The sequence below is a fragment of the Kutzneria buriramensis genome, from assembly GCF_003387475.1.
In the GTDB taxonomy this organism is placed as follows: Bacteria; Actinomycetota; Actinomycetes; order Mycobacteriales; family Pseudonocardiaceae; genus Kutzneria; species Kutzneria buriramensis.
Window position 1 is genome coordinate 1 of record NZ_QUNO01000040.1, and the last position, 24,803, is coordinate 24,803.

Consider the following 24,803-nt stretch of genomic DNA (forward strand, 5'->3'; position numbering starts at 1 on the left):
GTCGTGCACGACGCACCGGGCCAGGCGCAGTCTGCCGGTCTCGGACAGCGGGGCGTTACGGTGGGGCATGAGGGCCTTTCGGTCGTCGGTGCAGATGTCGCAATCCACACCGAACCGGAAGGCCCTCCCTCATTCCAAGATCATCGGTTCACGTGTCCGCCCGTTCACAACCTCCCCGGGCAGTACAGCTAGCCGATCCAGGGCGCCTTGTACGTTCCCGTGTCGTTGAGGATCGCGGTCCAGTCGTCGCCGGCCCAGATCTGGCTGATCTTGCCGTCGCGCAGCACGAACAGGTCGAGGGCGTCCCAGGTGACGGTGCGCCCGCTCGCCGGGTGCCGATGACGGCGCCCTTCTGGGTGCCGGTGATCACCTGGCGCACGACGACCTTGTCGCCCTGGGCCACGACGTCGTAGGTGGTGGAGTGCAGGTCGGGAAGCGCGGTCACGACGGCGGTGAACAAGCCCTCGACGGCGGCTCGACCCGAGACCACCCCGAGCGTCCCGCCATGCCAAGCCACGTCCGAGGTGACCAGGCCGGCGGTGGCACTGCCGTTGTGGCCGTCGATCACCTCGCGCAGGAACGCCTTCACCACGCGCTCGTTGGGGCGTAACTCCACGCCGTGTCCGGCGTCCGTCGCGGACTCGGCATTCTGGTTGGCCGCGGCGGGTTGGGCGCTCGCCGAGTGGGCGACTCCCAGACCACCGGTGACAGCGATGGCGGTGATGGCGAGGGTCAAGGCGGCGCCATGCAGCTTCTTCATCGTGAAACTCCTGAGGTTGCGGCTTCGTCATCCAAATCGAGCAGTGCTCACATCGCGAGGTCGGCGTGCATCTCCCAGACCAGGATCTCGGCCGGCGCGGTGGCGGTGATCCGCTGTCCGCCGCTCGCGGTGAACCGGGCCGCGTCGCCCGTGGCCAGCGGGCCGACGCCTTCGACGTCGACCGAACCTCGCGTGACGAACAGGTGCAGGCGGGGTGCCTCGGGCAGCCGCACCGAAGACCCGGGAGTCAGCCGAGCGGCGTGCAGTGCGGCATGGCGGTTCCTGATGCGGATGGCGGAGTCGTGTCCGGGCATGCCGGATGCGACGGTGACCAGGTTGCCGGACAACAGCTCCGCGTCGATCTCCAACTGTTCGTAGCCGGGTGTGACGCCCGTTTCGTCGGGCACGATCCACATCTGGATCAGGTGCACCGGGTTGGTGTGGCGCTCGCCGCCCAGGCTCCAGGAGTCGTTGCGCTCCGAGTGCATGATGCCGGTGCCGGCGCTCATCCGCTGGGCCAGTCCCGGATAGATGATGCCGGCGTTGCCGACCGAGTCCTGGTGGACGAGCGCCCCGTCGAGCACCCAGGTGACGATCTCCATGTCGCGGTGGGGATGGGTGTCGAAGCCGGCGTCTGGGCGGATGATGTCCTCGTTGTTGACCAGCAGCAGGCCGTGGTGAGTGTTGCTCGGATCGTAGGGCCGGCCGTCGACCCAGAACGAGTGACGGCCGCGCAGCCACGACAGCGTCGTCTCGGACCGGCTGTCGGAGCGGCGGATGTCGACGAGCGGGGTGGTGGTCTTCACGGCTTGCGGCCGACCGCGGCGGCGAAGTCCGGCTGCACGCCCAGTTGGGCCAGCATCACGCTGATCCCGACGTAGCAGTTGAACTCCTTGATCTTGCCGTTCTCGACGTACCAGAAGTCGGCGGTGGGGATGTCGAGCTTGGCGCCGCTGGACCGGATGGTGCCGGCGGGCGTCTCGAACGGCCCGGTGACGGTGCCCTGGATGCTCAGTTCGACGCTGACGACGTTGCCCATCACGTGGAAGCGGTGCAACTCGCGGTGGATGTCGGGTGCCAGCCGGCCCATGAAAGTGACCATGTCGCCCAGGTGCCCGCCGCGATAGGTCTCGCCGGCGACGACGTTGTTGAACACGCCGTCCTCGGCGAACAGGTCGGCGAACCCCTGCACGTCCAGCACGTCGCCCTCGGCGGCGCGGTAGGCGGCCCGGACCACGGATTCCGCGTCGGTGGCCATGATGCTCTCCCTCTCCCAAGTAGTAACTCAAACGCTTGATTGAAATCTTGCGCCGGCGACGACGGCCTTGTCAAGCGACTGTTTGAATTGATGGGTTCGGGCTGGTCAGGCCCCTCGGAGCGCGCCGGCGACGACCGGCACCAGCTGCCGCTCGAGCTGGTCGGTCGGTGTGGTGGCGAGCTCGGCCCCCAGCGGCGCGACCGCGAGCCAGTTCAACAGCCCGGCCGCGCAGCGCGTGCGGAAGACGAGGTGCTCCTCGCCGACCCCGGGCACCTGTGCCGTCAGCACGCGGAGCGCGACGGTGCGGCTCTCGTCGAACTTGGGGGTCAGCCGGTCCCAGCCCTCGGGCGGATCGATACCCACGCGCGCGACGGTCCGCATGACATCCAGGTCGCGTCCGCCCGCGGCGAGCGCGCGGACCATGGGCCGGGCGAACGCCGCGGCCAACTCCTCGATCGTCGAGGCGGGGTCGAGCGCTTCGAGCTCGTGGATCTGCGCGTCCAGATAGCGCTCCAACGCGTGCTCGATAGCGGTGTCGCACAACGCCTTCAGCGACCCGAAGTGGTAGCTCACCGCGGCGACGTTGGCACCGGCGCGCTCGGTGATCTCGCGCAGCGTCACGCCGTCCTGACCGCGTTCGGCGATCAGCTCCAACGCGGCCGCCAGTAGGCCGTCGCGCGTGCGCTGACCGGCCTCTCGGCGTAGGTCCGTCCTGCCCGCCTTCATATGGGAAATCAAACAGTTGCTTGACTTTGATGTCAAATGCCGCGAAGGAGGCCGGCCGCCGCTGGCCGGCAGCACAGCGTCGGATCGACGTACTCGTCCCGCGCGACCGGCATTTGTCGCAGGTTGTGCAAGTCAGGGTTTTCCTTGGCGTGATTCCGCCGTTCACAGCCGAAGAACGCGCGGTTGTCTGCGCCGGGGCCGTAGAACGGTCAGGTCCGGTCGAGGTGGGAGTAGACGATGACTGATCATGGTGCTGACCTGCTCGTTCGAGCCGCGGCGGTGCACACGTTGGTGCCGGGCCAACCGCCACAACGGGCGGTGGCGGTGCGCGGTGACCGCATCGTGGCGCTGTCGGCGGATCCCCAGGGTCTCGACGACCTGGTGTCCAGGCGCACGAAGGTCCTGGAGCTGCCCGGCGCCACGGTGCTGCCGTCGTTCGACGACACCCACACGCACCTGATCTTCGCCGGCCTGAGCGCGCACGACGTGCCCGTGCACAAAACCCGCACGATCCCCGAGTTTCTGGAGCTGATCCGGCAGCGGGCGGCCGTCACGCCCGCGGGCGAGTGGATCCGGACGACGACCAACTGGCAGGAGCTCAATCTGGCCGAGCGGCGGATGCCCACCGCCGCCGAGCTCGACCAGGCCACCGACCGCCACCCGGTGCTGGTCAAGCGGGGCGGCCACAACGACGTCGTGAACAGCTACGCACTGCGCCTGGCCGGCATCACCGAGGACACGCCGGTTCCGCCCGGCGGCGTGATCGGCCGTGACGACCAGGGCCGGCTCAACGGCCGCCTGATCGACAGTGCCATCGGGTTGGTGGAGCGCCTCGTGCCCAGGGCGGACCAGGCCCAGCGCGTTGATGGCCTTCGCCTGGCCAGCAGTCAGTACGCCGCAAGGGGAATCGGCACTGTTCGTGACTGCGCCGTCTCCCTCGACGACTACACGGTGCTGAGTGCCGCGCACCGGGACAACGCCCTCAGCACTCGGGTTCGCGCCTTGATCGCGGCGTTCGGCCTCAGCGGCCCGGCGCTGGAGGAGCTGCTCGACGCCATGGAGGACTTCCGCTACAACGCTGACCCGTGGTTGCAGGTCTGGGGGCTGAAATTCGGCCTCGACGGTGGGCTCGAGGCTGGTGCCACCGAGGATCCGTACGCGTGCGACCACGCGTACTCCGGCTCGCTACTGTGGGAGCCAGAGGCGCTGGTCGAGGCCGTGACGGCGGTGGTCCGTCGCGGCTGGCGGGTCGGCACGCACGCCTACGGCGACCGGGCCGTCCGCGTTCTGCTGGACGTCTACGAGCAGGTCCTCGCCGAGAATCCCGGGCTGCCGGCGAACAGCCTGGTCATGGAGCACGGTGGCCTGGCCGGCCCGAAGCAGCAGGACCGCGCCGTCGCGCTGGGCATTCCGGTGACCATCCAGCAGCCGCTGCTGCACGACACCGCTGAGGTGGAGCGCGAGTACTGGGGGCCGGAGCGGGTGGCCGCGCTGTTCCCCGCCCGGGGCTGGATCGACCGCGGCGGCCTGGTCGCCGCCGGATCCGATTTCCCGGTGGGGCAGTTCGGCGCGATGCGGTCGGTGTGGGGCATGACCACCCGGCAGACCGTCATCGGCGTGCAGGGCATCGAGCACGCCGTCAGCTACGACGAGGCCGTCGCCCTGCACACCACGCAGGCCGCGCGGCTGGTCGGCGAGGACCACCTGCGCGGCACGCTCACGCCCGGCCGCCTCGCCGACCTCACCGTCTGGGAGCGGGACCCGGCCACGTGCTTCGGTGAGGTCCTCCGTGACCTCAACCCGATCCACACGATCGTGGGCGGCCGGCTCGTGCGTTAGGGCGTTTCCGCGGACAGCGTCTTCATGGTGACGTAGCTGGTCACCGAGGCCACACCGGGCAGTCCGGCGAGGCGGTTGGCGTGGAAGTCCTCGTAGGCGGGCAGGTCGGCGACGTCGACCTGGAGCAGATAGTCGTAGTTGCCGGTGACGTGGTGGGTGTACACGACTGCTGCAGATCACCGATCTGCGCGCACGACGTGCTGACGATGGCGGAGAACACCTTCAGCACGCCGATCAACACCCGGCCGGCCGAGCACGGCATCGATGCAGAGCCCCGAGCACGCCGACGCCGCCCTCGACGGCCTGCGCGGCGTGCGGGCGGTCGATCTTCTGCTACGGCGCGGGATACCTCCACCGACCGGATCGACGTCGAGGTCCGCCGGGTCCGCGCCGCCATGCCCGGCGCCGGCCTGGTCACCATGGCACTGGGCATGCGCGGCCCAGATGAGTCCACAATGGACAGCGTCACGGGGGACATGAAGTTGGCGGCCGAACTCGGGCTGCGGACCAGCAGGTGCCGGGACGGGAAGCGTCCCGCAGGCCAGGCCACTTCGGGTGGCGCTGGGGTGGGGCGAAACGCAGGTTGCCCACCGGGGAGGCCGCGTCGGGGATGCCGCGGAACGCGGCGACACCGTTCTGCGCGATCCCCTGGACGCTGGCCGACTCGACGTCGACGACGGGACGATTCCGCACGTTCATCGGTGTCACCTTCCGTGCCGGAGCTGGACACCTCTTGTCTACCGTCGACCGGCCGAAACAGACATATACCCGGGTCGTTCTGCTCAAGACAAGACGTCCAGCGTGGAACACTGGTGGATATGCGACAGGCGAGGCAGGTGCTGGACGAGACGGACCGGCGGATCGTCGCGGTGCTGATGGCCTCGCCGCGGGCGTCATGGCGAACCGTCGCCCAGGTCCTCGGCCTGTCCGAGCGCACCATCGTGCGCCGGGCCACGCCGCTCCTGCAGGACGGCACAGTGCGGCCCACAGCGGTCCGCAATCCCGCTCGGTTCGCCCAGATCGTGCCGATGGCCCTGCGCATTCGCTGCCGTCCGAGCCGCATCAACGCGATCGCCGCGGGACTGGCGCGGCGGCCCGACACGGTGTGGGTCGACATCCTCGGCGGCGGCAACGAGATCAGCACGGTGATGTTCCTGGACGGGCCCGAGTCCCGCAACTCGTTGCTGCTGCGGGATCTGCCCGCCACCGCGGACGTCCAGTCGTGGGACGCCTACGACCTGATGAGGGTGTTCCCCGCCGGATTCGCGTGGACCGGAGGCCTGCTGACCACCGAGGAGCTCGTCGCCATCGCGCCGTATGCGCACGACCCCGTGGACGCGCCCGACATCCAGCCCTTCGACGAGGCACTCATCGAGCGGTTGGCCGTCAACGCGCGCGGGCTACAACGAGATGGCGGCCATGCTGGACACGTCCGCGTCGACCGTGCGCCGCCGGTTGGCGACGTTGCTGTCCGCCCACATGGTGCGCCTGGCCTGTGAAGTCGACCTCGTACTGCTCGGCATCATCAGCGAGGCGCTGTTGTGGATCACCACCGGCCCGGGCCGCATGGAAGCGACCGGGATAGTGCTGAGCCGGCATCCGCAGGTGCGTTTCACCGCCGCGACGACCGGATCGGCCAACCTGCTCGTGGCCGTCGCCGCCGGCGATCTCGGCGGTCTGTACACCTTCCTCACCACGGTGATCGGGTCGCTCGACGACGTCCGCGGGCTGGAGGTCACCCCGATCCTGAGTTCGGTCAAACGAACCGGCCTCGTGCGCTGACGTTCCGCGGCTTTCGTCGTTCGACCCGGTCCGGGTCGGCGGCGATTCCTACCCGTAGAGCGCGGAGATCTCGGCGGCGTAGCGTTCGGCGATCGGTCTGCGCCTGAGCTTCATGGTGGGGGTGATCTCGTCGCCGCCCGGTTGCCACACGGTTGGGAGGATGGCGAACTTCTTGATCTGTTCGACGCGCGACCGCGTCGAGTTGGCTTCGGCGATTCCCGCCGTGATGACGGCGCGCAGGCCGGGGTCGGTGGCCAGCGCGGCCGGCGACGGGTCGTCGAGGCCGGCCTTGGCCGCGTACGCGGCGCAGGCGTCGGGGTCCAGGGTGAGCAGCGCGACGACGTAGGGGCGGTTGTCGCCGATCGCGGCGACGAAGCCGATCAGGGGCCAGGCGAGCTTGACGGCGTTCTCGATGGCGGCGGGGGACATGTTCTTGCCGGCCGTGTTGATGATCAGCTCTTTCTTGCGGTCGACGATGGTGACGTAGCCGTCGGCGTCGATGGTCGCGATGTCGCCGGTGTGCAGCCAGCCGTCGGAGTCGAACGCTTCGGCGGTCCGGTCGGGGTCGTTGCGGTATCCGCGCATGACCAGCGGTCCGCGTACGAGCAGCTCGCCGTCGTCGGCGATGGTGATCTCCGTGCCGCCCGGGACGACGGCGCCGACCGTGCCGATGCCAACGCCATCAGGAAACCCGATCAGGCCGGCGCCGGTGGTGCTGGAGCTGACCGATGTGGAGTTCCCGGTGTCCATCCGGTGCATGTCACCAGCGGCAACGATCGGGCGTCGCTGGGTTCGCTCCCGTCTCAACCTCTGTGCCAACCAGCGTGGCCTGTGCCTGACCATCGCGGCTGGTCGGGGAGTCTATTGATTGCATAATCGAACGTGTGATCGACAGGTCGGTTGTTGAGGACAACGGGCTTGTCCTGCGGACGAATGTGACTGAAGACGATATCTGACACATGGCGGTCGATATCTGACACCGAGATCGACAACGCCGAGGTTGCGGTGGTGCGGCCAGTCGAGGGTCGCGTCACGACGTCGGTGCCGGCGGATCCGTGGTCGGTGAACGGGATCTGGAGCTGGCGGTCTGTGATCTGGGCCCAGCGCGCGGCCGCACGGACAACCGAGTGCCTGTCGGTCGGGGCGCGCGCGATCACCCGCCTGCCGGGATACGGACATCGAGTGCGACGCCGGTCTCGCGTTCGGAGACCTGCCAGAGCTTGGAGATGGCCCGGTCTATGCCGAGCCTGCGCAGCACCGGCCGGCGGACCGGGGCGCCACTGGTCACGAACCGTGGCCCGTAGAGTTCGCCGCCATTGGCCGCCGGATCGGTCGCGGCGCGTAGCTGCGGCAGCGCGCCGTCGTCGGGTGACATGCCGGTGCGCTCGGCCATGAAGACGCCGAACCGCTGGGAGGCCCCGCCTCCCGAGCCTTGCACGCTGACCGTTTGCAGGTCGGTGTTGGCCATGCCTGGGTGCGCGATCAGGCTGGCCGTGCTCGCGCCGGCCCGCTCCAGCTCACGCTGTAGCCCGAGCCCGAAGTGGTAGTTGGCCAGCTTCGCCTGCCCGTAGGCGCGCCAGGCCCCGTAACGGCCCTCCAGGTGCGGGTTGGCCACGTCGACGGGACGGCCGGTGTTGCGGGCGGTGCTGGTGACGGTCACGATCCGGGAGCCGGGTGTGCGCAGCAGTGCGGGCAGCAGGAGCGCGGTCAAGGTCCAGTGGCCCAGGTGGTCGACGCCGAACTGCATCTCGAAGCCGTCGACCGTCCGCGCCTCGGATATCGCCATCACACCGGCGTTGTTGACCAGGAGGTCGAGGCGGTCATGGGCGGCCAGCACCATGTCGGTGGCCTGTTTCACGGACGCCTGCGAGGACAGGTCGAGCGCGACCAGTTCCAGCGAGGCGTCGGGGACGGTCGCTCGGATCTGTTCGACTGCGGCAGCGGCCTTCTGCTGGTTTCGCACGGCCATCACCACGTGCGCGCCCTTGGCCGCCAAGGCTTTGGCGGTGACCAACCCGAGTCCGCCGTTGGCCCCGGTGACCAGGGCCGTGCGGCCGTGCTGGTCGGGGATGTCGGCTGCGGTCCAGCCCATCTCACACCTCCCAAGGGGTGGTCGTTCACTGTGTGTCGGCGTCACTTGACCGCGGTCTCGGTGTACGCCTTGGCGAGGTGGTCGCCGATCATCTGGATCGCGGCCTTGGCGGTCTCGACCGGCGCGGTGTGGGTGAACTGGTGGTCGACGCCGGGGAACTCGCGGTGGGCGACCTCGACGCCGCGGGCGGCGAGGTCGCGGGCGAAGTCGTTGCCCTCGTGGCGAAGCGTGTCGTATTCGGCGGTGACAATGAGCGTCGGGGGCAGCTCGCCGCGTCGCGGGTGGTGCGCGGTGGCGACGAGCGGGGCGTGCGGGTCGACGCCGGCGAAGTACGTGCGCCGCACCAGCGACATGAGCGAGCGGGACGCGAGTGGCCGCTTCTTGCTGGAGGTGCGCGCCGCGTCCTCGCGGGTCGTGTCGACGAACGGGTACTCGGCCGACACGGCGACCGGGCGGTGGTAGTCGTCGTCGATCGCCATCAGGGCCACGGTGAGGGCGAGTTTGCCGCCGACGCTGCCGCCCCCGACGGAGATCCGGTCGCGATCCCAGCCGGCGTGTTCGGCCTGCTCGCGCACCCAGCGGTAGGCGTCGTAGGACTGTTCCTCGGCTACCGGGAACCGCACCTGCGGAGCCACGTCGTAGTCAGGAACCACGACGTAGCAACCGACATCGGCGGCGAGGTAGCGGGCGACGTTGTCCTCCTGCTCCGGCTGCCGGCCGATGAACGCGCCGGGGTGGAAGGCCAGGTGCACCGGCGGGCGCGCGCCGGCCGCCACGTGCCGGTCGATCTGCCGCGCGGTCGGGGCGTACACCAGCGCGCGCACCGGCCCGTGCCGGGTCGGGATGGTCACGGTCGTCGGGTCCGCTGTCGGCTCGCTGGCGAATTGCAGCTGTGGCGAGGAGAACACCAAGGGCACCATGACCCTGTTCAACGCCTGCATCACGCGGGCCTGGAACGCGGCACGCCGGTTGATGCCGGGGTCACGTCGTGACATGGAGCAAACCTCGATTCCGGTCGGGCACGAGGGAGTCACACCGACTCGATGGTCAGGCCGACGGTGGCATCCGCTCCGCGCAGGTACCTACTGGCGTGGATCATGGCCAGGCCGATCAGCCCGTACTTCCGGCCGACGACGGCACGGGTGCGCTTGGCGACAGCGGCATCTTGGACGGTGGCGTGGCCGCGGACGATCTCGCCGGTGGTCCTCGTGCCGTAGGTGTCGCAGATCTGCAAGGTGACATCGGGGTTGCGCCTGATGCGGTTGACCTTCCCCGAACCGGCGTAGGTCCAGATGACGATCTTCTGGCCGTTGCGGGCCAGCCATACCGGCACGCCAACGGGAGTGCCGTCCTTGCGGTAGGTGGTGAGCAGGGCGTATCTGGCGGCGCCGACCGCCTCCCACGAGCCGCGACCGGTCATCGACCCGTTCCCGCCCCGCACGTCAAGTGTCTTGTGCCGCATAGGTTTCTCCTTCTTGACCACATCGGAGCCGAGGCGGGGGCTCAGGTCCAGGTGGGCACTTCGCCCTCGCGGTAGCGGGCGCCGAAGCCGCCGTGCGGGAGGATCTCGCGGATGGCCGCGAGGTCGGCCTCGGTGAGCGTGATGTCGGCGGCGGCAGTGTTCTCCTCGATCCGGGCGGCGCTGCGGGTGCCGGGGATGGGCACGATGTGCTCGCCCTGAGCCAGCAGCCAGGCCAGGGCCAGCTGGGACACGGTGGCCCCCTTGGCTTTCCCGAGCTCGGCCAGCTGCTCCACGGCCGCGACGTTGCGCTCGAAGTTGCCGGGCTGCCAGCGCGGGTCGAAGGTGCGCATGTCGGTGCTGTCGTACTCGGCGGCCGGCTTGGCCGCTCCGGTGATGAAGCCGCGGCCCAGCGGGGAGTAGGCGACCAGGCCGATGCCGAGCTCGGCCAGCGTCGGGAACAGCTGCTCGACGTCCCGCTCGAACAGGGAGTACTCGGTCTGCAGCACCGACACCGGCTGCACGGCGTGGGCGCGGCGCATCGTCTCCGGGCCGGCCTCGCTGAGGCCGAAGTGCCGGACCTTGCCGGCGTCGATCAGCTCTTTGACCGCGCCGGCGACGTCCTCGATCGGCACGTCGGGGTCGACGCGGTGCTGGTAGAGGACGTCGATGTGATCGGTGTCCAGGTAGCGCAGGCTGTTGTCGGCGACCCGGCGGATGTTGTCGGGGCGGCTGTTGAGGCCCAGGCCCTGCTCGGTGCGCTGGAAGCCGAACTTGGTGGCGAGGACCACCTCGTCGCGGAAGTCCTTGACCGCCCGGCCGAGCAGGGCCTCGTTGTTGTTGTCCTCCCAGCCGTAGGCGCCGCCCCAGCCGTAGATCTCAGCGGTGTCGAAGAAGGTGACGCCGAGGTCGTGGGCGCGCCGAATAGCGGCCAGGCCCGCCTCCACGTCGGAGGGGCCGTAGGCCATGGTCAGGCCCATCGAGCCGTAGCCGATGGCCGAGACCTTCAGGCCCTGGCTGCCGAGTGTCCGCTGGTGCATGACTGCCTCCCGTCGTCGAACCAAAACTTTTGTTTTGAACTTACGACGCGTCGAGGCCACTGTCAAAACGAACGTTTTGGTAGGCTCTGTGGCATGACTCACCAGGCCGCCCTCGACTCCACCCGCGACCGGATCGTCGCCGCGGCCACGGCCGAGTTCGCCGCGCACGGCATCGCCGGCGCGCGCATCGCCCGCATCGCGAAAGCGGCCAAGACCAGCACGGAACGCGTCTACGCCTACTTCAGCGGCGGCAAGGACGACCTGTACCGGTCCGTCGCCACCCGCGAGCTCGCGGCGATCGCCGAGGCGACCCGCCTGGACCCCACCGACATGCCGGGCTACGCGGGCCGTCTGTTCGACTACTACGCCGCCCATCCCGAGCGGTACCGGCTGACGGCCTGGAGCCGGCTGGAGCTGGGCGACGCCGAACGAGACGCCGACGACCCGATGCGCAAGTCGGCCGCCCGCAAGACCGAGCAGGTCCGCCAGGCCCAAAAGGACGGGCTGCTCGACCCCGCCTGGGACCCGATGGACATCCTGGTGATCGTCAGCCAGATCGCCATGACCTGGGCCAACCTGCCCGACATCCCCATCCCGGCCGGCATGGACCGCGACACGTTCTTAGCGGCCCGGCGAGCGGCCATCATCACCGCCGTCGAACGACTGTTCCCCCGTCACACCTGTCCGCGAGACTGACGGGACGACCTGCCCGTGTCTTCTCAGGCCGGTAGGTGCTCGGCTTGGGCCTGAAGGGTGCCGAGCGGGTCGTGGCTCTCTTGGGGCCTGGCACAGCAGCGGCGGGCCGGCGGTGGCCGGCTCGGGATGGACCAGTCGGCTTGGTCTGGGGCTGGCGAGATCAGCCTGGTGTCGGCGCAGGAACAGCGCCGGCGCGCCGTGAGGAACTGGACAGTGATCGCAAGCGGGGTAGGAAGGACCTGTCATGGCCCTGGGAATTCGCGCGAACGGCCCGCCCGCTGCTGGCCGGCTCGGGATGGATCAGGATCGAGGTGCCTGTGCCGATGGCTCGTCGTCGGGATCGTGCTGCTCCAGCCACGCGGACAGCATGGTCAATGCCTGCTGGGTGGGTGAACCGGGTTTGGGCAGGAGGGTGAACATGATCTGGTCGGGATCGGCGGGAAACGTCACCGCTTCGGTGGCCAGGGTCAGCGTTCCGGCGATCGGGTGATGCAGGATCTTCTCGTCGTAGGTCCACTCGACCACCTTCTGGTCGGCCCACCACCGGCGGAAGTGCTCGCTTCTCATGGACAGCTCGCCGACCAGTTCGGCGGTCCTGGGGTCGTCGGGGTGGCGGGCGGCGTCCATGCGCAGGGTGCCGACCACCTCGGAGCCGACCTTGGCCCAACCGTCTCCGTACAGCGAGCGGGCGGCTTCGTCGAGCAGGATCCAGCGGGCGGCGTTGCGCTGGCGGGCCGGCATGGCGGTGAAGTCGGCGAGCACGGCCCGGGCCATCCGGTTGGCGGCGAGGATGTCGGTGCGCCTGCCGAGGATGAACGCGGGGGTGTCGCCGAGCGCCTCCAGGAGCTCGAGCTGGCCGCGGCGCACCGCCTGGCCGGCACGGGTGGTCCGGCGTCGGGAGCTGGTCTGCGGCCGGGAGACGGTGTGCAGGTAGGTGCGTTCGGTGGCGTCGAGTTGCAGCGCGGTGGCGATCGCGTCCAGCACCGAGTCGGACGGTGTGATCGGCCGTCCCTGTTCGAGGCGGGTGTAGTAGTCGACGCTGACGCCGGCGAGCCGGGCGAGCTCCTCGCGGCGCAGTCCCGGCACGCGGCGGGCCTGATCGTCGATGATTCCCAGCGATCGCGGATCGATGGCCGCACGGCGGGCGCGGAGGAAGTCGCTGAGCTCTTCGTTGCGGCTCATGACTCCATCATGGGCCGATCGGAGCGTCCGGCAAGTGCGAGGGTGGCCCTCGCGTTCCCAGGATGCGCTGGACCAGCTCAGCCCCTGTTCAGGGCCATGGGCGCTGCTTGACTCGGTGCTGGGCGATCGCCCGATCCGACTCAGGTAAGGAAGCCGATCATGTCTGACATCTGGCTCGTCACCGGCGCCACCTCGGGGTTCGGCCGTCGCATCACCGATCGAGCGCTGGCCTCCGGTGCGCGGGTCATCGCGGTGGGGCGTCGGGCCGACCGACTGGCCCAACTCGCGGCTTCGGATCCCGCGGGGCAGGTCATGCCGCTCGCGCTCGACATCACCGACCCCAACGCTGAGCTGGCCATCGCCGAGGCGATCGAGGCCGCCGGCGGTCTCGACGTGCTGGTCAACAACGCCGGATACGGCGCCTTCGGCGCTGTCGAGCAGATCGCCGCCGCAGAAGCGAAGGCGGTGTTCGACACCAATGTGCTGGCCCCGCTGGCTGTGCTGCGGGCCAGTCTTCCGGCGTTGCGGGCCTCGCGTGGCCGAGTTGTGCAGGTGTCCTCGCTGAACGGACACGTCGCCTGGCCGGCGTCCGGTGTGTACTCGGCGTCGAAGGCCGCGCTGGAACTGCTCAGCGAATCGCTGGCGATCGAGCTGGCGCCGGCCGGGGTGAAGGTGACGATCATCCAGCCAGGACTGTTCGGCACCGATTTCGCCCACAGCTCGCTCTACGTGCCGCCTGCTGAGCCGTACCGGCCGACCGTCGGCAAGTTCCTGCAGGAGATGTCCCAGCGGCCGCACGACTCGTTCGGTGACCCTGAGGCGGTCGCCGACGCCGTGATGACCGTCGTCGCGGCCGACGAGCCGCCGTTGCGGCTCGCCGTCGGCGCGGATGCGATCGACGGCATTCGCACCGCCCTGAACGCCCGCTTGGCCGAGCTGAAAGCATCGGTCTGATGTCCCAGGCAGTGCAACGACCTCGTGACCGCGTCGGTCGACGACATCGCGCACCCGGCGGCGTGTCGCGCGGAACACCGCGCCGACCGGTGCTTCCGTGATCTGACAACGACTGTGAGGACCGTGATCGTGAATCTCAATGCGCAGATCGTCGCCAGCAAACAGATAAGCCTGACGACATATCGCAAGGACGGCACCCCGGTGCCGACCCCGGTCTGGTACGTGATGGACGGCGACACGATGACCGTGGTCACCGGGGCCACCTCGGCGAAGGTCAAGCGCATCCGCAACAACCCCCGGGTCGACATCGCGGCGTGTGATGTGCGCGGCAACGTCAAGCCGAGGGCCGAGCATGTGGCCGGCACGGCCCACCTCCTCGACGAGACGCAAACGAGCAACGCCCGCGCCCTGCTGGCCAAGCGCTACATCGCGTCACGCGTGGGCAACTGGTTCGCCAGGGCACTGCATCTCAAGCGGGATCCGATGATCGGCATCGCGATCACCTTCTGATGTCACTGCCCGGACCGGGCGATCCCGTCCGTCCTCGCCAGGCTGCTACCACGCCGCATCGTCACGCCGGCTCCAGCACGAGGCGGCCGTTGCGCATCAGCGTGCCGGACTGCTTGAGGTGGTGCAGCACGGGCACGATCTCGACCTGGTGCACGGCCGGCAACGCGCCGATCTTGCTGGTGACGTAGAGGTACAGGTCCTCGGTGGTGCGGCAGGTGACGGTGACCAGGAGGTTGGCCGCGCCGGTGACGGCGGCGGAGAACGTGGTCTCGGGGTGCAGGGACAGCGCGTGGCCGGTGGCATCGAGCTCGCCGGGGGTCACGGTGAGCCAGAGATAGGCGCTGGCGTGGAAGCCGAACAGCGGCGGGGCGAGGTCGACGGCGATGTGCAGGGCGCCGGAGGACAGGAGCTCGTCGAGGCGGGTGGACACGCGTGACTGGGGCCAGCCGGTGGCCTTGGCCAGTGCGACGACGCCGAGCCGGCCGTCACGGTTGAGCTCGGCCAGCAGGGGCGCGTCGTCGGGCCGAAGGGTGGGGCTGGCCGACGGGCCCGGGGAGGGCCGGTGCGGGCGAAGCACGGCCAGCTGCTCGGGGCTGAGCGGATCGTCATAGGCGAGCCATTTGGTGTCACTGCTGACGTGCATGTGCAGCACGGCGAACGCGGTGAAGCTCAGCACCTGACTGGTACGCGGCAACCGGGCCAGCACGGAGCCGCGCGGGGCGTCGGGGTCGGTGAACGCGACGCAGACGATCTCGGAGCCGCCGGAGGTGGTGCTGACCCACGACACGTCGTCGCGGGCGGCGATCGCGTCGGCGAGGACGTCGGCGGCGTCCGGCCGGCACTGCACCCGGACGAACCACCGCTGGGTGCCGGTGGCCCGGTCGCCCAGGTAGGCCCGCACGCGCAGCGCGCCGTCGTTGTGCAGGGCGCGGTACCGTCGGGCCACGGTCTGCTCGGAGATGCCGAGTGCCTCGGCGAGCCGGCGGAACGGGGCCCGGCCGTCGCGTTGCAGGCATTGCACGATCCGCCGGTCAATGAGCTCCATGATGGCAGATTACTCGCTCAGGAGTGCCTCGAATGGAGGTTCGGAGGCGAAGACCGCTCCTGATGCTTGATTTGCCTGCTTGCCGGATGATCCTGGACCTATGAACGACAAGCTCGAGTTGGCCGATGATCTGAGCCTGACTCGCATGGGTTACGGCGCGATCCAGCTCGCCGGCCCGATGGCCTGGGGTCCGCCGAAGGACCGCGACAAGGCGGTCGCCGTGCTCCGCGAGGTCGTGGAGTTGGGCATCACTCACATCGACACCAGCGACTACTACGGTCCGTACACGGTCAACGAGCTGATCCGCGAGACGCTGCACCCCTACCCGGAGGGCCTGCACATCGTCACGAAGGTCGGTGCCCGTCGGGGCCCGGACAAGTCGTGGCCCGCGGCGATCTCACGAGGCGAGCTGGTCGCGGCGGTGGAGGACAACCTCGAACACCTGGGTTTGTCGTCACTGGATCTGGTGAACCTGCGGATGACCGACACCACCGCGGCGGCCAGCATCGTCGAGCCGTTCACGGTGCTGGCCGAGCTCCAGGAGCAGGGCCTGATCAAGCACCTCGGCGTCAGCAATGTCAGCACCGAGCAGGTGATCGCGGCCCAGCAGGTCGCACCGGTGGTCAGCGTGCAGAACTTCTACAACCTGGCCATGCGCAAGGACGACTCGCTGGTCGACTTCTGCGCCGAGGAGGGCATCGCGTTCGTGCCCTTCTTCCCGCTCGGCGGGTTCCGGCCGTTGCAGTCGGACACGTTGCAGCAGGTCGCCGACGGACTCGGGCACACCCCGTTGCAGCTGGCGCAGGCGTGGCTGTTGCAGCGCTCGCCGACGATGCTGCTGATTCCGGGCACGTCCTCGGTCGAGCACCTGCGGGAGAACGTCGCCGCCGCCGACATCGAACTGCCGGCCGAGGCCGTCGCCACGCTGAATGCGGTCGGCAGCGCCGAGGCCGTCGCGCCCTGGGCCCGTCACTGAAACTAGGAGAAAACCCATGCGTGCAGTAACTTTCACCGATTTCGGCGGCCCGGACGTGCTCGCCGTCGACGAGCGTCCGATCCCCGAGGTCCCGGCCGGCCACGTCCGGGTCAAGGTGCACGCCGCTGCCGTGCACCCGCTGGACACCGTCGCCCGGGCGGGCTGGCTGGGCCCGATGGTGCCGGCCGGACCGACCTACGTGCTCGGGGTCGACGCCGCCGGCACGGTCGACGAGGTCGGCTCCGGGGTGACCGACTTCGCCGTCGGGAATGCTGTGCTGGCCATGTCGAACTGGCCGCAGACCAAGATCGGCTGTCAGGCCGAGTACGTGGTGCTGCCAGCCGATTTCCTCGCGCCGGCCCCGGCCGGCGTGGACTTCGAGGCAGCGTCGACGTTGCCGCTCAACGGCCACACCGCCGCGCAGGCGCTGAAGATCCTGGGGCGCAAGGAAGGCGACCAGATCGTCGTCACCGGTGCTGCCGGTGCCATCGGCGCGTTCGCGGTCCAGTTGGCCCTGCACCAGGGGCTGCGCGTGATCGCCATCGCAGCGCCGGAGGACGAGCCGTTCATCACCGGGATCGGCGCGACTTTTGTTGCCCGCGGCGGCAATTCGGCCGACGCGGTGCGCGCGGTCGCACCGGAGGGCGTTGACGGTGTCCTCGACACGGCCGGTATCGGGGCCGGTGTGATCGGGGCCGTGCGTGACGGCGGCTCCTTCGTCGCCGTGACGCCGCCGGCCATGCCGCCGGCCGAGCGCGGCATCAGGGTCGGCCTGGTGCAGGCGGTGGCCGACGGCGCCGAGCTCACCGAGCTGTCCGGCCTGGTCGACAGCGGCCGGCTGACGCTGCGTGTGGCCAGGACCTTTCCGTTCGAGCAGGCCGCGGATGCGCATGCCTTGCTCGCCAAGGGCGGACTGCGCGGCGGTGTCGTGCTCGTCCCGCGCGGCTAGGAGTCGTCTTGACGAACGTGCTCGCGCGACCGAAGATCGCGGTCAGCGTGGTCTTCGTGTTGGCGCTGTTCATGTCCATCATGGACACCGCCATCGTGAACGTCGCGCTGCCGAGCATCGGCAACGAGTTCCAGGTGTCGCCGACCTCGGTCGGCGCGGTGTCCATCGGCTATCTGGTCAGCCTGGCCGTGGTCATCCCGGCCAGCGGCTGGCTCGGCGACCGGCTCGGCGGCAAACGCGTGATGCTGGGCGCGATCGTGTTGTTCACGGTGGCGTCGGCGCTGTGCGGACTGGCCGGTTCGTTCACCGAGCTGGTCGGTTTCCGGGTGTTGCAGGGCATCAGCGGCGGCATGCTGATGCCGGTCGGCATGGCCATGCTGTTCCAGGCTTTCCCGCCGGCTGAGCGGATGCGCGCCTCGGCCATCCTCACCATCCCGACGACGCTGGCCCCGGCCACCGGCCCGCTGCTGGGCGGTGTGCTGGTCGACGCGTTGAACTGGCGCTGGGTGTTCCTGGTCAACATCCCGTTCGGCATCATCGCCCTGGTGTACGGCCTGCTCTTCCTCCGTGACGCCGACGAGCCGGTCGCCAGCCGCTTCGACCTGCGCGGCTTCCTGTTGTCCGGCCTGGGTTTCGCCGCGCTGATGTACGGCGTCAGCGCCGGACCGGAGGTCGGCTGGGGCGATCCGCTGATCCTGGCCACGCTCGCGATCGGCGTGGTGCTGCTGGTCGCGCTGGTGATCACGCAACGGCGTACCCGCGAGCCGCTGCTGGCGCTGCGGCTGTTCGGCGACCGCCTGTTCCGGTCGATGACCGGTGTGATGGTGCTGACCATGGCCTCGTTCTTCGGCGTGATCTACCTGGCCGCGCTGTTCCTCCAGGACTGCCTCGGCGTCAGCCCGCTGGTCAGCGGCCTGTCCACGTTCCCGGAGGCGCTGGGCATCATGGTCGGCTCGACTTTCGCCGGCCGGTTCGTGCACCCACGGCTCGGGCCACGCTGGACGAGCGTGTGCGCGCTGGTCCTCGCCGCGTTGTCGATCGGGTCGCTCACGTTGATCACCAGCACGGCCGGGCTGTGGCCGATGCGGATCATCTTGTTCGTGCTGGGTATCGCCATCGCGCACATCTTCGTGCCGGCGCAGGCCACCGCGTTCACCAACATCACCGGACGCGACACCGGGGCGGCCTCTACGTTGTTCAACGCCCTGCGCCAGCTCGGCAGCGCGCTCGGCGTGGCCGCGATCACGACGGCGCTGACCCTGGCCGGCGGCCAGCACAGCGTGCCCGGAGATGTGTATCCGTATCATGTGGCGTTCACCATCGCGGCGTTCATCGCGCTGCTCGGCGCCCTGGTCGCGATGACCATCACCACCAGCCGCGCCGAACACTAGTCACGCTGCCAGCATGGGCGACGGCCGGACTGAGTGGCGTGACGAGCCGGTCGTGGCGGACGAGCGTGCCGCCCTGCTTGAGCCGGTGCAACACCGGGACGACCTCGACCTGCCGGATCGCCGGCAGGGCCCCGATCTTGGACGTGACCAGGGTGTACAGCGCCTCCAGATCGCGGCAGGTGACCGTGGCCAGCAGGTTCGCGGTGCCGGAGACGGTGGCGGTGAACGTCGTCTCCGGCATCAGCGACACCGCCCGGCCGGTCTCGTCGATCGCGCTGGGCAGCACGGTCAGCCAGAGGTAGGCGATGGCGTCGAAGCCGAACTTGGCCGGCGCGAGGTCCACGGCGACGTGCGCGGCCCCGCCGGTCAGCAGCTCGTCCACCCGCGTCGCCACCCGGGACTGCGGCAAGCCGGTGGCACGGCTCAACGCGGTCACCGTGGCCCGGCCGTCGGCCGCGAGCTCGGCGAGCAGGCGCTCGTCGTCCGGACGGATCTCGGTGCGGCTCGCCTTGGCCGGCCGAGTCGTGACAAGTGAGGCCTGCTCGGATGTCAGCGGATCGTCGAAGGCGAGCCATTTGGTGGCGCTGCCGACATACATGTGCAGCACGGTGAATGCCGTGAAGTTCAGCACCTGGCTGGTCCGCGGCAGCCGGTGCAGCACGGAGCGGTCGACGCGGGCCGGGTCGCTGAACGACACGCAGATCACCTCGGAGCCGCCGGAAGTGACGCTGACCCAGGACACGTCGGCCCGCGCCGCCAGTGTCTCGGCCAGCGTCCACGCCGCGTCCGGCCGGCACTGGATCCGCACGAACCAGCGCCGCAATCCCAGCGCCTGCTCGTTCGCCGCCACGTGCACGCGGATCGCCCCGTCGGCGTGCATCCCCCGATACCGGCGGGCCACCGTCTGCTCGGACACGTCGAGCACCTCGGCGATCCGCCGGAAGGCGAGGCGGCCGTCCCGGAGCAGGCAGTGCACGATCTGCCGGTCGAGGCGCTCCACGGCTCAGACGGCGATCGCCGTGCCGGCGTGCAGTGCCGCCAACGCCTCCGCGACCGCTTCGCGGACCGCCGGCACGTCGGACGGGCCACGGCCGCCGAACATCTTCAGGCTCAGCCCTCGTCCGGGCGAGCGGACGACGCGCGCGCCGGCTGCGGCCAGCACGTGATCAAGGTGATCCACCACGCCGTCGACCGAGTAGCCGGTGACGAGCAGCGCCGCCGCCTTGCCCTGGATCGGGGCTGTGGCGCGGGGCCGCGACAGCCAGTCGATGGCGTTCTTCAGCGCCGCCGAGATGCTGCCGTTGTTGGCCGGGCTCAGGAACAGCACCGCGTCGGCCGCCGCGACCTCGCGACGCAGGTGGGCCACCGACTCCGGCGGGTGCCACGTGTCGAGGTCGTCGTTGAACAGCGGCAACGCGTCCAGTCCCTCGGCCAGCGTCGCCGTGACGCCCGGCAGGTCGGCGGCGAGCGCGACGGAAGCCACCCGGGTCGTCACCGACTCGGCCCGGAGGCTGCCGGACAGCACCAGAATCTCGGTCATCAGTGCTCCCACGGCATGCGTGCCTCGGTGCTGCCGACCGAGTTCAGCTTCTCCACGGCCTCAGCCGGCAGCGTGATGTCGGCCGAGGCGACGTTCTCCCGCAGGTGCTCGACCGAGGAGGTGCCCGGAATCAGCAGCATCGTCGGCGAGCGCCGCAACAGCCACGCCTGCGCCACCTGCAGCGGTGTGTGGCCGAGTTCGTCGGCGACCTCCTGGAGGGCATCCGACTGCAGCGGCCGGAACCCGCCCAGCGGCCAGAATGGCACGAAGGCAATGCCCTCCTCCGCGCACAGGTCGACCAGTGCGTCGTCCTTGCGTACGGCCAGGTTGAAGAAGTTCTGCACACTGACCACCGGCGCGATCTCGCGGGCCGCCTCGACCTGCTCGATGGAGACGTTGCTCAGGCCGAGGTGCTTGATCAGGCCCTGCTCTCGGAGCTCGGCCATCACCCTGAACGGCTCCACCACGTCGGCTGCCGCCGTCGTGTCGGTGATGCGCAGATTGACCAGGTCCAGCGAGTCCAGGCCCAGGTGCCCCAGGTTGTCGTGCACCGCCGAGATCAGCTCCTCCCGCGAGGTCGCCGCCGGCCACGACTTGTCCGGCCCGCGCCGCGCGCCGACCTTGGTGACGATGTGCAGGCCCTCCGGGTAGGGGTGGAGGGTGTCGCGGATCAGCTCGTTGACCGTGTGGGGGCCGTAGTAGTCGCTGGTGTCGATGTGAGTGATGCCCAACTCCACGATCTCGCGGAGCACGGCGACCGCCTTGTCGCGGTCCTTCGGCGGACCCCAGGCCATCGGGCCGGCGAGCTGGATCGCCCCGTAACCCATGCGAGTCAGGCTCAGATCGTCGGCCAGTTTCAGTGTGTCGTTCATGCCAACCAGCATCACCGGCGGACCGGCACGCCCTCCTATCAGCGGGGCGAACTGCCCGCTTACCTCCACGACGGCATCCCAAGCGTTTGTGATCCTCCACCGGGACGGGCTGCGACCGGTAGATCATCCACCGGTCGGCAGTGATCGGGCGGCTCTGCATCATCCGTACCGTGGACGCACGGCCAGAAAGGCCATGAGCTCGGCAGGCGCGCAATCACCGAGAGCAATCTGCTCAATCAGGCGTGCTTCCGCGTTGCTGATCAGGCAGTTGAATGATGCATGATCGGACGTGTGATCGATCGGTCGGTGTGGGGATAACGGGTGCGTTCAACGGACGGCGTTCGGCACCTGAGTTTGATTGTACGATGACCAAATCGGCCGTCGAGGGAAAGGGTGGCTCGGGTGCGCTGGACCCTATGGGGTTCCAGAAGTCGGTCCATGCGGCCGACCTGCGGCAATGGGCGCGTGACGGGCAGGGCATGATCGCCAGCCGTGGCGCTGCGTCTGATCTTCCTCAGGCTGGCGGGCCTGCTGGTGTTGCTTGGCTCCATCACCTGAACACGTGAGTCCAGGCGGCAATCACATGAACGTGTGAGTGAACGGATGCTCCGGTCGCCGCAGACTGCGAGCGAACGCTCCACGAAAGGATCCCGTCATGCCCATGATCGACGTCTACGCGCCCACGGGCCTCATCGCCGACCGGCACCAGCTGGCTCAGGACATCGCCCGGACGATCATGCGCTGGGAGAAGGTCCCGGAGATCCCGTTCTTCCTGGACAACACCGCCGCATTCGTGCACGAGCTGGACACCGAGGCGTTCTCCACCGCCGCCGGCACCAGCACCAGCGTGCGGGTCCAGGTGACCACCAATGCCGGCGCGCTGGACCGCGACCAGCAGCTCGGCGTGGTGCGGGAGATCACCGACCTGATCGCCGACGCGGCCGGCGACCCGACGCTGACCGGGCGCACCTGGGTGACGTTGGGCGAGGCGGTGCCGGGCGGCTGGGGTATCGCCGGGCACGCCTACACCAACGAGGAGATCGTCCAACACGTCCGCGAGCTGCTCGGGAAGGCATAAGCGCCTCGCCGAGCCGCCTCACCTGTTTGCGTTGTGTCGCCGTCAGCGGCCCGATGGTCTGCTTCCACGGTGAGCGTCGTCTTGGGGATCAGCCTCGACTGCGGCAACGTGCCGCTGGTCGCGCGGTTCTGGGCGCAGGCTCTCGGCGCCGAGGTCGGGACCGGCGATCCGACGGTGCTGAAGTCGGGGACGCTGTACCTGACCTTCCGGCGGACCACCGAGGGCAAGTACGTCCGCAACCGGGTGCGCCTACACCTGCTCACCCACGACTTCGAGTTCGAGACCGCGCGGCTGCTGTCACTGGGCGCGGTCCGGCTGGCCGACGTCGCGCGTGCGGGACGCCGGTGGACAACCTTCGCCGACGTCGAGGGCAACGAGTTCGACCTCGTCGACGGGGAGTCGCGATGGTCCGCGCCCATGTGATCGTCCTGCCCGGCGGCGGATACGCCACGCACGTGCCGCACGAGGCCGAGCCGGTGGTCGACCGGCTGGCCGGGGTCGACACGCTCGCGTTGGCGGCCCTGCTGGTCCCTTCGGCGTGGGGCAAGTTCACCCGCGACGACCGGCAGGTCGGCGAGATGCGGGCGATCGGCTTCCCACCGGCCAAGCTGTGGCTGGTGGCCTGCGCCGAGAGCGGGCATCCTCGGCGTGCTCGCGGCGCTCGGCCTCGTCGGCTACTTCGTCGGCGCGGTGGTCTCCTCGCGCGGGCCCGGATCACCAAGGCGACCGTCCTCGCCTCGGCCGGCGGCTTCGTGGCGCTGTCCGCCGCCGTGCTCGGGCTGCACCTGTCCCAGCTCTGACGCCGCACGTCCGGCACCGGTCAGTCCCGCGCCGGCCGCCAGTCGACCGGGGGCGGCAGCAGGCCGCGCCTGATGATGTTGGCGTACACGGTTTCCAGCGCCTCGGTGAGAGGCCCGGTCAGCTCGGGCGGCAGTCCGTCGAAGAAGAGGTTCCGGACGAGGTCGACGTGTCCCGGCGCGGCCTGTTCGAGCGCGTGCCGGCCGCCGGCGGTCAGCGTGACCTCGGTGACCCGCTTGTCGGTGGTCGACGGGCCGCAGCTGACCAGGCCCCGCGTGCTCATCCGGCGCACGTGGTGCGAGACCCGGCTGCGCTCCCACCCGATCTGCGCCGCGAGCACGGTGATGGACATGCGGCCCCCGTCGGCGACGCCCAGCGCCGTCAGCACGTCGAAGTCGGGCAACGACATGCCGCTGTCCGCGAGCAGTTGGCGGTTCATCTCGTACGCCATGCGCAGCTGGACCCGGATGTAGGCGAGCCACGCCCGCTGCTGGGCACCGTCCAGCCAGCCATGCGTGGGCTCCGGCGCCGGCTGGCGATTACGTGACATGTCACCTAAGCTAGCCGACGCCGGGCACCGCCGCGACCGAAGGGGACCGTCCATGACCAGCACCGTCGCCGACCTGATGCGGCGCAACCTCCTCGACGTGTTCAACGAGACCGACCCCGACCGGCGCGCCGCCGCCATCGCGGAGGTCTACGCCGAGGACGTGGTGTGGCACGAGGCCGACCGGCTGATCCACGGCAGCCAGGAGCTGGCGGCGCGCGCCGCCGAGCTGCGCGCGACCACCGCCGACTGGACCTTCCGGCCGGCCGGACCGGTGTCGGCCCTGGACGACCTCGGCCACCTCGCGTTCGCCTTCGGCCCGGCCGATCAGCCGAACCTGTCGACCGGCATGGACATCGCACGCTGCAAGGACGGCGTGATCGTCGAGCTGTACACCTTCGTCAACGCGCCGTCCTAGCCAGCACCTGCCGGGCCGAGTGCCAGAGCGTCCGCGGGTTGTCCCGATCGCCGTGCCGGTCCAGCATCGCGGCGACGACGCCGTCCACGCTGTCGTGCGTGGCGACGATGTGGGAGAAGTCGCGCAGGTACTGGCTGCTCTGCTCGATCGTGTCGGGGCTGTCGGGCGCGCCGACGCGTTTGTGGCCCGACACCACGGTTTTCGGCCGCAGCGCGGCGATGGCGTCCAGGCTGGCCAGCCAGGCCGCCCGCGCGGCCTCGTCGGTGTCGGCGGTCATCATGTGCACCTGGTTGTAGACGACGTCGCCGGCGACGACGGCGTCGATCGACGGCGCGTGCACGATCGACGAGTGGTCGACGTCGCCCTGGCCGATGTCGACAACGCGCAGCGGTTGGCCGTCGAGGTCGAACGAGTCGGCGTCGAGAAGCTCCGGCAGCACCGGCTCGGCGGGCACCTCGCCGGGGAATATCCCCTGCCAGTAGGCGCGCGTCCCCTCGTCGGCCACCTCGAACCGGGCCTGGGCCAGGACCTCCCGGGTGGCGAGCCCGCGGGCGTCCGGAAACCGCTCCCGCAGCCGGGCCAGGCCGATCCAGTGGTCGGAGTGCCCGTGGGTGATCAGCACGGCGACGACTCGTTTGCCGAACCCCTCGACCCAGTCGGCGAGGGCGTCGACCTGGTCGTAGGTGACGAGCGTGTCGACGAGGACCGCGTCGCGGTCGCCGGCGATGAGCGTGCTGCTCATCGGGGACCACGTCGGCCGGTCCCCGAATCCCGGGCCCGTCGGGCCGCGGAACGCCCGCATCGGGGCGACGTGGACGTCGATGCTCAAGGCCACTGCCGGCTCCTCCCCGCGGTGTTGGAGCTCGCGGCTCGACTGCGTGCCGAAAATGT

At 69.7% G+C, this 24,803-nt stretch carries 31 protein-coding genes; 13 read left to right on the forward strand and 18 right to left on the reverse strand.

All coding sequences use genetic code 11. The features are described 5' to 3' along the window. Positions 1–148: 148 nt before the first annotated feature. The 4 genes from BCF44_RS53535 to BCF44_RS53550 all read right to left on the reverse strand — a co-directional run bounded on the left by BCF44_RS53535 (position 149) and on the right by BCF44_RS53550 (position 2,744). Positions 149–760: an ester cyclase gene (locus BCF44_RS53535; RefSeq protein ID WP_116182314.1), complete on the reverse strand. Its 612-nt coding sequence runs from the start codon at positions 758–760 to the stop codon at positions 149–151. Positions 761–807: 47 nt separating this feature from the next. Further along, a complete protein-coding gene (locus BCF44_RS53540) occupies positions 808–1,566 on the reverse strand; it encodes a pirin family protein (protein ID WP_116182315.1) in 759 nt (252 codons plus the stop codon). After that, positions 1,563–2,018, reverse strand: a complete 456-nt coding sequence (locus BCF44_RS53545) for an ester cyclase (RefSeq protein ID WP_211353689.1) — start codon at positions 2,016–2,018, stop codon at positions 1,563–1,565. The genes BCF44_RS53540 and BCF44_RS53545 overlap by 4 nt, the downstream gene beginning before the upstream one ends. A 105-nt stretch (positions 2,019–2,123) precedes the next feature. Then, positions 2,124–2,744 carry a TetR family transcriptional regulator gene (locus tag BCF44_RS53550; protein WP_116182316.1) on the reverse strand — a complete coding sequence of 207 codons (621 nt, stop codon included), beginning with the start codon at positions 2,742–2,744 and terminating at the stop codon, positions 2,124–2,126. 237 nt (positions 2,745–2,981) lie between these two features. On the opposite strand from BCF44_RS53550, the gene BCF44_RS53555 reads away from it, so the two are divergent. Continuing rightward, positions 2,982–4,583, forward strand: a complete 1,602-nt coding sequence (locus BCF44_RS53555) for an amidohydrolase (protein WP_116182317.1) — start codon at positions 2,982–2,984, stop codon at positions 4,581–4,583. Here BCF44_RS53555 and BCF44_RS57220 read toward each other — a convergent pair. Both BCF44_RS57220 and BCF44_RS59070 read right to left on the reverse strand, forming a co-directional pair. Next, on the reverse strand, positions 4,580–4,747 hold the full coding sequence (locus tag BCF44_RS57220) for an Lrp/AsnC ligand binding domain-containing protein (protein WP_211353690.1): 168 nt from the start codon (positions 4,745–4,747) through the stop codon (positions 4,580–4,582). The two genes, BCF44_RS53555 and BCF44_RS57220, sit on opposite strands and share 4 nt — an antisense overlap. Positions 4,748–5,048: 301 nt before the next feature. After that, on the reverse strand, positions 5,049–5,480 hold the full coding sequence (locus BCF44_RS59070; protein WP_342775764.1) for a carboxylesterase family protein: 432 nt from the start codon (positions 5,478–5,480) through the stop codon (positions 5,049–5,051). Here BCF44_RS59070 and BCF44_RS53570 point away from each other — a divergent pair. After that, on the forward strand, positions 5,402–6,082 hold the full coding sequence (locus BCF44_RS53570; RefSeq protein WP_246016322.1) for an Lrp/AsnC family transcriptional regulator: 681 nt from the start codon (positions 5,402–5,404) through the stop codon (positions 6,080–6,082). The genes BCF44_RS59070 and BCF44_RS53570 overlap by 79 nt on opposite strands. Then, positions 6,063–6,365, forward strand: a complete 303-nt coding sequence (locus tag BCF44_RS58400) for an Lrp/AsnC ligand binding domain-containing protein (RefSeq protein ID WP_246016323.1) — start codon at positions 6,063–6,065, stop codon at positions 6,363–6,365. Before BCF44_RS53570 ends, BCF44_RS58400 begins: the two co-directional genes overlap by 20 nt. Before the next feature lie 48 nt (positions 6,366–6,413). Here BCF44_RS58400 and BCF44_RS53575 read toward each other — a convergent pair whose 3' ends face one another. The 5 genes from BCF44_RS53575 to BCF44_RS53595 all read right to left on the reverse strand — a co-directional run bounded on the left by BCF44_RS53575 (position 6,414) and on the right by BCF44_RS53595 (position 10,956). Continuing rightward, positions 6,414–7,115, reverse strand: a complete 702-nt coding sequence (locus BCF44_RS53575; RefSeq protein WP_246016324.1) for an AMP-binding protein — start codon at positions 7,113–7,115, stop codon at positions 6,414–6,416. A 403-nt stretch (positions 7,116–7,518) separates the two neighbouring features. Beyond that, positions 7,519–8,457 (reverse strand): oxidoreductase, encoded by a 939-nt coding sequence (locus tag BCF44_RS53580; protein ID WP_116182319.1) that lies wholly within the window; start codon positions 8,455–8,457, stop codon positions 7,519–7,521. Between the two features lie 41 nt (positions 8,458–8,498). After that, a complete protein-coding gene (locus BCF44_RS53585) occupies positions 8,499–9,452 on the reverse strand; it encodes an alpha/beta hydrolase fold domain-containing protein (RefSeq protein WP_116182320.1) in 954 nt (317 codons plus the stop codon). 35 nt (positions 9,453–9,487) lie between these two features. Continuing rightward, positions 9,488–9,919 (reverse strand): PPOX class F420-dependent oxidoreductase, encoded by a 432-nt coding sequence (locus tag BCF44_RS53590; protein WP_211353691.1) that lies wholly within the window; start codon positions 9,917–9,919, stop codon positions 9,488–9,490. Between the two features lie 41 nt (positions 9,920–9,960). Then, complete coding sequence (locus tag BCF44_RS53595) at positions 9,961–10,956, reverse strand: aldo/keto reductase (RefSeq protein WP_116182321.1); 996 nt, start codon at positions 10,954–10,956, stop codon at positions 9,961–9,963. A 93-nt stretch (positions 10,957–11,049) separates the two neighbouring features. Between BCF44_RS53595 and BCF44_RS53600 the strand changes: the two genes are divergently transcribed. After that, positions 11,050–11,652 (forward strand): TetR family transcriptional regulator, encoded by a 603-nt coding sequence (locus BCF44_RS53600; protein ID WP_116182322.1) that lies wholly within the window; start codon positions 11,050–11,052, stop codon positions 11,650–11,652. Between the two features lie 300 nt (positions 11,653–11,952). On the opposite strand, the gene BCF44_RS53605 is transcribed toward BCF44_RS53600, so the two are convergent. Continuing rightward, the gene (locus BCF44_RS53605) at positions 11,953–12,834 is read right to left on the reverse strand and encodes a helix-turn-helix domain-containing protein (protein WP_116182323.1); all 882 of its coding nucleotides are present in this window, start codon (positions 12,832–12,834) and stop codon (positions 11,953–11,955) included. A gap of 159 nt (positions 12,835–12,993) precedes the next feature. On the opposite strand from BCF44_RS53605, the gene BCF44_RS53610 reads away from it, so the two are divergent. Then, positions 12,994–13,788 (forward strand): SDR family NAD(P)-dependent oxidoreductase, encoded by a 795-nt coding sequence (locus tag BCF44_RS53610; protein WP_116182324.1) that lies wholly within the window; start codon positions 12,994–12,996, stop codon positions 13,786–13,788. Between the two features lie 24 nt (positions 13,789–13,812). Further along, positions 13,813–14,298, forward strand: coding sequence for a PPOX class F420-dependent oxidoreductase (locus BCF44_RS53615; protein ID WP_211353692.1), 486 nt, complete (start codon positions 13,813–13,815; stop codon positions 14,296–14,298). Positions 14,299–14,359: 61 nt separating this feature from the next. Here BCF44_RS53615 and BCF44_RS53620 read toward each other — a convergent pair whose 3' ends face one another. Next, the gene (locus tag BCF44_RS53620) at positions 14,360–15,343 is read right to left on the reverse strand and encodes an Lrp/AsnC family transcriptional regulator (RefSeq protein WP_116182325.1); all 984 of its coding nucleotides are present in this window, start codon (positions 15,341–15,343) and stop codon (positions 14,360–14,362) included. Between the two features lie 100 nt (positions 15,344–15,443). On the opposite strand from BCF44_RS53620, the gene BCF44_RS53625 reads away from it, so the two are divergent. Genes BCF44_RS53625 through BCF44_RS53635 form a run of 3 tightly spaced genes read left to right on the forward strand, consistent with a single transcriptional unit; the run spans position 15,444 to position 18,659 of the window. Continuing rightward, positions 15,444–16,319, forward strand: coding sequence for an oxidoreductase (locus BCF44_RS53625; RefSeq protein ID WP_116182326.1), 876 nt, complete (start codon positions 15,444–15,446; stop codon positions 16,317–16,319). 16 nt (positions 16,320–16,335) lie between these two features. Further along, positions 16,336–17,268: an NADP-dependent oxidoreductase gene (locus BCF44_RS53630; RefSeq protein ID WP_116182327.1), complete on the forward strand. Its 933-nt coding sequence runs from the start codon at positions 16,336–16,338 to the stop codon at positions 17,266–17,268. 17 nt (positions 17,269–17,285) lie between these two features. Continuing rightward, on the forward strand, positions 17,286–18,659 hold the full coding sequence (locus BCF44_RS53635; protein WP_246016325.1) for a DHA2 family efflux MFS transporter permease subunit: 1,374 nt from the start codon (positions 17,286–17,288) through the stop codon (positions 18,657–18,659). Here BCF44_RS53635 and BCF44_RS53640 read toward each other — a convergent pair. The 3 genes from BCF44_RS53640 to BCF44_RS53650 are packed head-to-tail and all read right to left on the reverse strand — an operon-like array spanning position 18,634 to position 21,071. Continuing rightward, positions 18,634–19,659: an Lrp/AsnC family transcriptional regulator gene (locus BCF44_RS53640; RefSeq protein WP_116182329.1), complete on the reverse strand. Its 1,026-nt coding sequence runs from the start codon at positions 19,657–19,659 to the stop codon at positions 18,634–18,636. The genes BCF44_RS53635 and BCF44_RS53640 overlap by 26 nt on opposite strands. Before the next feature lie 3 nt (positions 19,660–19,662). Continuing rightward, positions 19,663–20,199 carry an NADPH-dependent FMN reductase gene (locus BCF44_RS53645; protein WP_116182330.1) on the reverse strand — a complete coding sequence of 179 codons (537 nt, stop codon included), beginning with the start codon at positions 20,197–20,199 and terminating at the stop codon, positions 19,663–19,665. Beyond that, positions 20,199–21,071: an oxidoreductase gene (locus BCF44_RS53650; RefSeq protein WP_116182348.1), complete on the reverse strand. Its 873-nt coding sequence runs from the start codon at positions 21,069–21,071 to the stop codon at positions 20,199–20,201. Before BCF44_RS53650 ends, BCF44_RS53645 begins: the two co-directional genes overlap by 1 nt. 655 nt (positions 21,072–21,726) lie before the next feature. Here BCF44_RS53650 and BCF44_RS53655 point away from each other — a divergent pair. From BCF44_RS53655 to BCF44_RS53665, 3 genes are all read left to right on the forward strand, one after another. After that, on the forward strand, positions 21,727–22,149 hold the full coding sequence (locus BCF44_RS53655; protein ID WP_116182331.1) for a tautomerase family protein: 423 nt from the start codon (positions 21,727–21,729) through the stop codon (positions 22,147–22,149). A gap of 69 nt (positions 22,150–22,218) precedes the next feature. After that, entirely contained in the window at positions 22,219–22,572 is a 354-nt protein-coding gene (locus tag BCF44_RS53660; RefSeq protein ID WP_116182332.1) for a VOC family protein, read from the forward strand. Further along, the gene (locus tag BCF44_RS53665) at positions 22,554–22,949 is read left to right on the forward strand and encodes a hypothetical protein (protein ID WP_147329080.1); all 396 of its coding nucleotides are present in this window, start codon (positions 22,554–22,556) and stop codon (positions 22,947–22,949) included. The genes BCF44_RS53660 and BCF44_RS53665 overlap by 19 nt, the downstream gene beginning before the upstream one ends. Before the next feature lie 20 nt (positions 22,950–22,969). Here the strand turns inward: BCF44_RS53665 and BCF44_RS53670 are convergent, their stop codons facing one another. Beyond that, the gene (locus BCF44_RS53670; protein ID WP_116182334.1) at positions 22,970–23,497 is read right to left on the reverse strand and encodes a MarR family winged helix-turn-helix transcriptional regulator; all 528 of its coding nucleotides are present in this window, start codon (positions 23,495–23,497) and stop codon (positions 22,970–22,972) included. A 52-nt stretch (positions 23,498–23,549) separates the two neighbouring features. On the opposite strand from BCF44_RS53670, the gene BCF44_RS53675 reads away from it, so the two are divergent. Further along, a complete protein-coding gene (locus tag BCF44_RS53675; RefSeq protein WP_170218268.1) occupies positions 23,550–23,912 on the forward strand; it encodes a nuclear transport factor 2 family protein in 363 nt (120 codons plus the stop codon). Here the strand turns inward: BCF44_RS53675 and BCF44_RS53680 are convergent. After that, a complete protein-coding gene (locus BCF44_RS53680; RefSeq protein WP_170218269.1) occupies positions 23,896–24,747 on the reverse strand; it encodes an MBL fold metallo-hydrolase in 852 nt (283 codons plus the stop codon). The genes BCF44_RS53675 and BCF44_RS53680 overlap by 17 nt on opposite strands. Between the last annotated feature and the right edge of the window lie 56 nt (positions 24,748–24,803).

What these genes read in the sequence shown, in the direction of transcription:
- BCF44_RS53535 (WP_116182314.1), bottom strand. Translation starts at nt 760, where the DNA reads ATGAAGAAGCTGCATGGCGCCGCCTTGACCCTCGCCATCACCGCCATC.
- BCF44_RS53545 (WP_211353689.1), bottom strand. Translation starts at nt 2,018, where the DNA reads ATGGCCACCGACGCGGAATCCGTGGTCCGGGCCGCCTACCGCGCCGCC.
- BCF44_RS53550 (WP_116182316.1), bottom strand. Translation starts at nt 2,744, where the DNA reads ATGAAGGCGGGCAGGACGGACCTACGCCGAGAGGCCGGTCAGCGCACG.
- BCF44_RS53555 (WP_116182317.1), top strand. Translation starts at nt 2,982, where the DNA reads ATGACTGATCATGGTGCTGACCTGCTCGTTCGAGCCGCGGCGGTGCAC.
- BCF44_RS53570 (WP_246016322.1), top strand. Translation starts at nt 5,402, where the DNA reads ATGCGACAGGCGAGGCAGGTGCTGGACGAGACGGACCGGCGGATCGTC.
- BCF44_RS59070 (WP_342775764.1), bottom strand. Translation starts at nt 5,480, where the DNA reads ATGACGCCCGCGGCGAGGCCATCAGCACCGCGACGATCCGCCGGTCCG.
- BCF44_RS58400 (WP_246016323.1), top strand. Translation starts at nt 6,063, where the DNA reads ATGGTGCGCCTGGCCTGTGAAGTCGACCTCGTACTGCTCGGCATCATC.
- BCF44_RS53575 (WP_246016324.1), bottom strand. Translation starts at nt 7,115, where the DNA reads ATGGACACCGGGAACTCCACATCGGTCAGCTCCAGCACCACCGGCGCC.
- BCF44_RS53580 (WP_116182319.1), bottom strand. Translation starts at nt 8,457, where the DNA reads ATGGGCTGGACCGCAGCCGACATCCCCGACCAGCACGGCCGCACGGCC.
- BCF44_RS53585 (WP_116182320.1), bottom strand. Translation starts at nt 9,452, where the DNA reads ATGTCACGACGTGACCCCGGCATCAACCGGCGTGCCGCGTTCCAGGCC.
- BCF44_RS53590 (WP_211353691.1), bottom strand. Translation starts at nt 9,919, where the DNA reads ATGCGGCACAAGACACTTGACGTGCGGGGCGGGAACGGGTCGATGACC.
- BCF44_RS53595 (WP_116182321.1), bottom strand. Translation starts at nt 10,956, where the DNA reads ATGCACCAGCGGACACTCGGCAGCCAGGGCCTGAAGGTCTCGGCCATC.
- BCF44_RS53600 (WP_116182322.1), top strand. Translation starts at nt 11,050, where the DNA reads ATGACTCACCAGGCCGCCCTCGACTCCACCCGCGACCGGATCGTCGCC.
- BCF44_RS53605 (WP_116182323.1), bottom strand. Translation starts at nt 12,834, where the DNA reads ATGAGCCGCAACGAAGAGCTCAGCGACTTCCTCCGCGCCCGCCGTGCG.
- BCF44_RS53610 (WP_116182324.1), top strand. Translation starts at nt 12,994, where the DNA reads ATGTCTGACATCTGGCTCGTCACCGGCGCCACCTCGGGGTTCGGCCGT.
- BCF44_RS53620 (WP_116182325.1), bottom strand. Translation starts at nt 15,343, where the DNA reads ATGGAGCTCATTGACCGGCGGATCGTGCAATGCCTGCAACGCGACGGC.
- BCF44_RS53625 (WP_116182326.1), top strand. Translation starts at nt 15,444, where the DNA reads ATGAACGACAAGCTCGAGTTGGCCGATGATCTGAGCCTGACTCGCATG.
- BCF44_RS53630 (WP_116182327.1), top strand. Translation starts at nt 16,336, where the DNA reads ATGCGTGCAGTAACTTTCACCGATTTCGGCGGCCCGGACGTGCTCGCC.
- BCF44_RS53645 (WP_116182330.1), bottom strand. Translation starts at nt 20,199, where the DNA reads ATGACCGAGATTCTGGTGCTGTCCGGCAGCCTCCGGGCCGAGTCGGTG.
- BCF44_RS53650 (WP_116182348.1), bottom strand. Translation starts at nt 21,071, where the DNA reads ATGAACGACACACTGAAACTGGCCGACGATCTGAGCCTGACTCGCATG.
- BCF44_RS53655 (WP_116182331.1), top strand. Translation starts at nt 21,727, where the DNA reads ATGCCCATGATCGACGTCTACGCGCCCACGGGCCTCATCGCCGACCGG.
- BCF44_RS53665 (WP_147329080.1), top strand. Translation starts at nt 22,554, where the DNA reads ATGGTCCGCGCCCATGTGATCGTCCTGCCCGGCGGCGGATACGCCACG.
- BCF44_RS53670 (WP_116182334.1), bottom strand. Translation starts at nt 23,497, where the DNA reads ATGTCACGTAATCGCCAGCCGGCGCCGGAGCCCACGCATGGCTGGCTG.
- BCF44_RS53675 (WP_170218268.1), top strand. Translation starts at nt 23,550, where the DNA reads ATGACCAGCACCGTCGCCGACCTGATGCGGCGCAACCTCCTCGACGTG.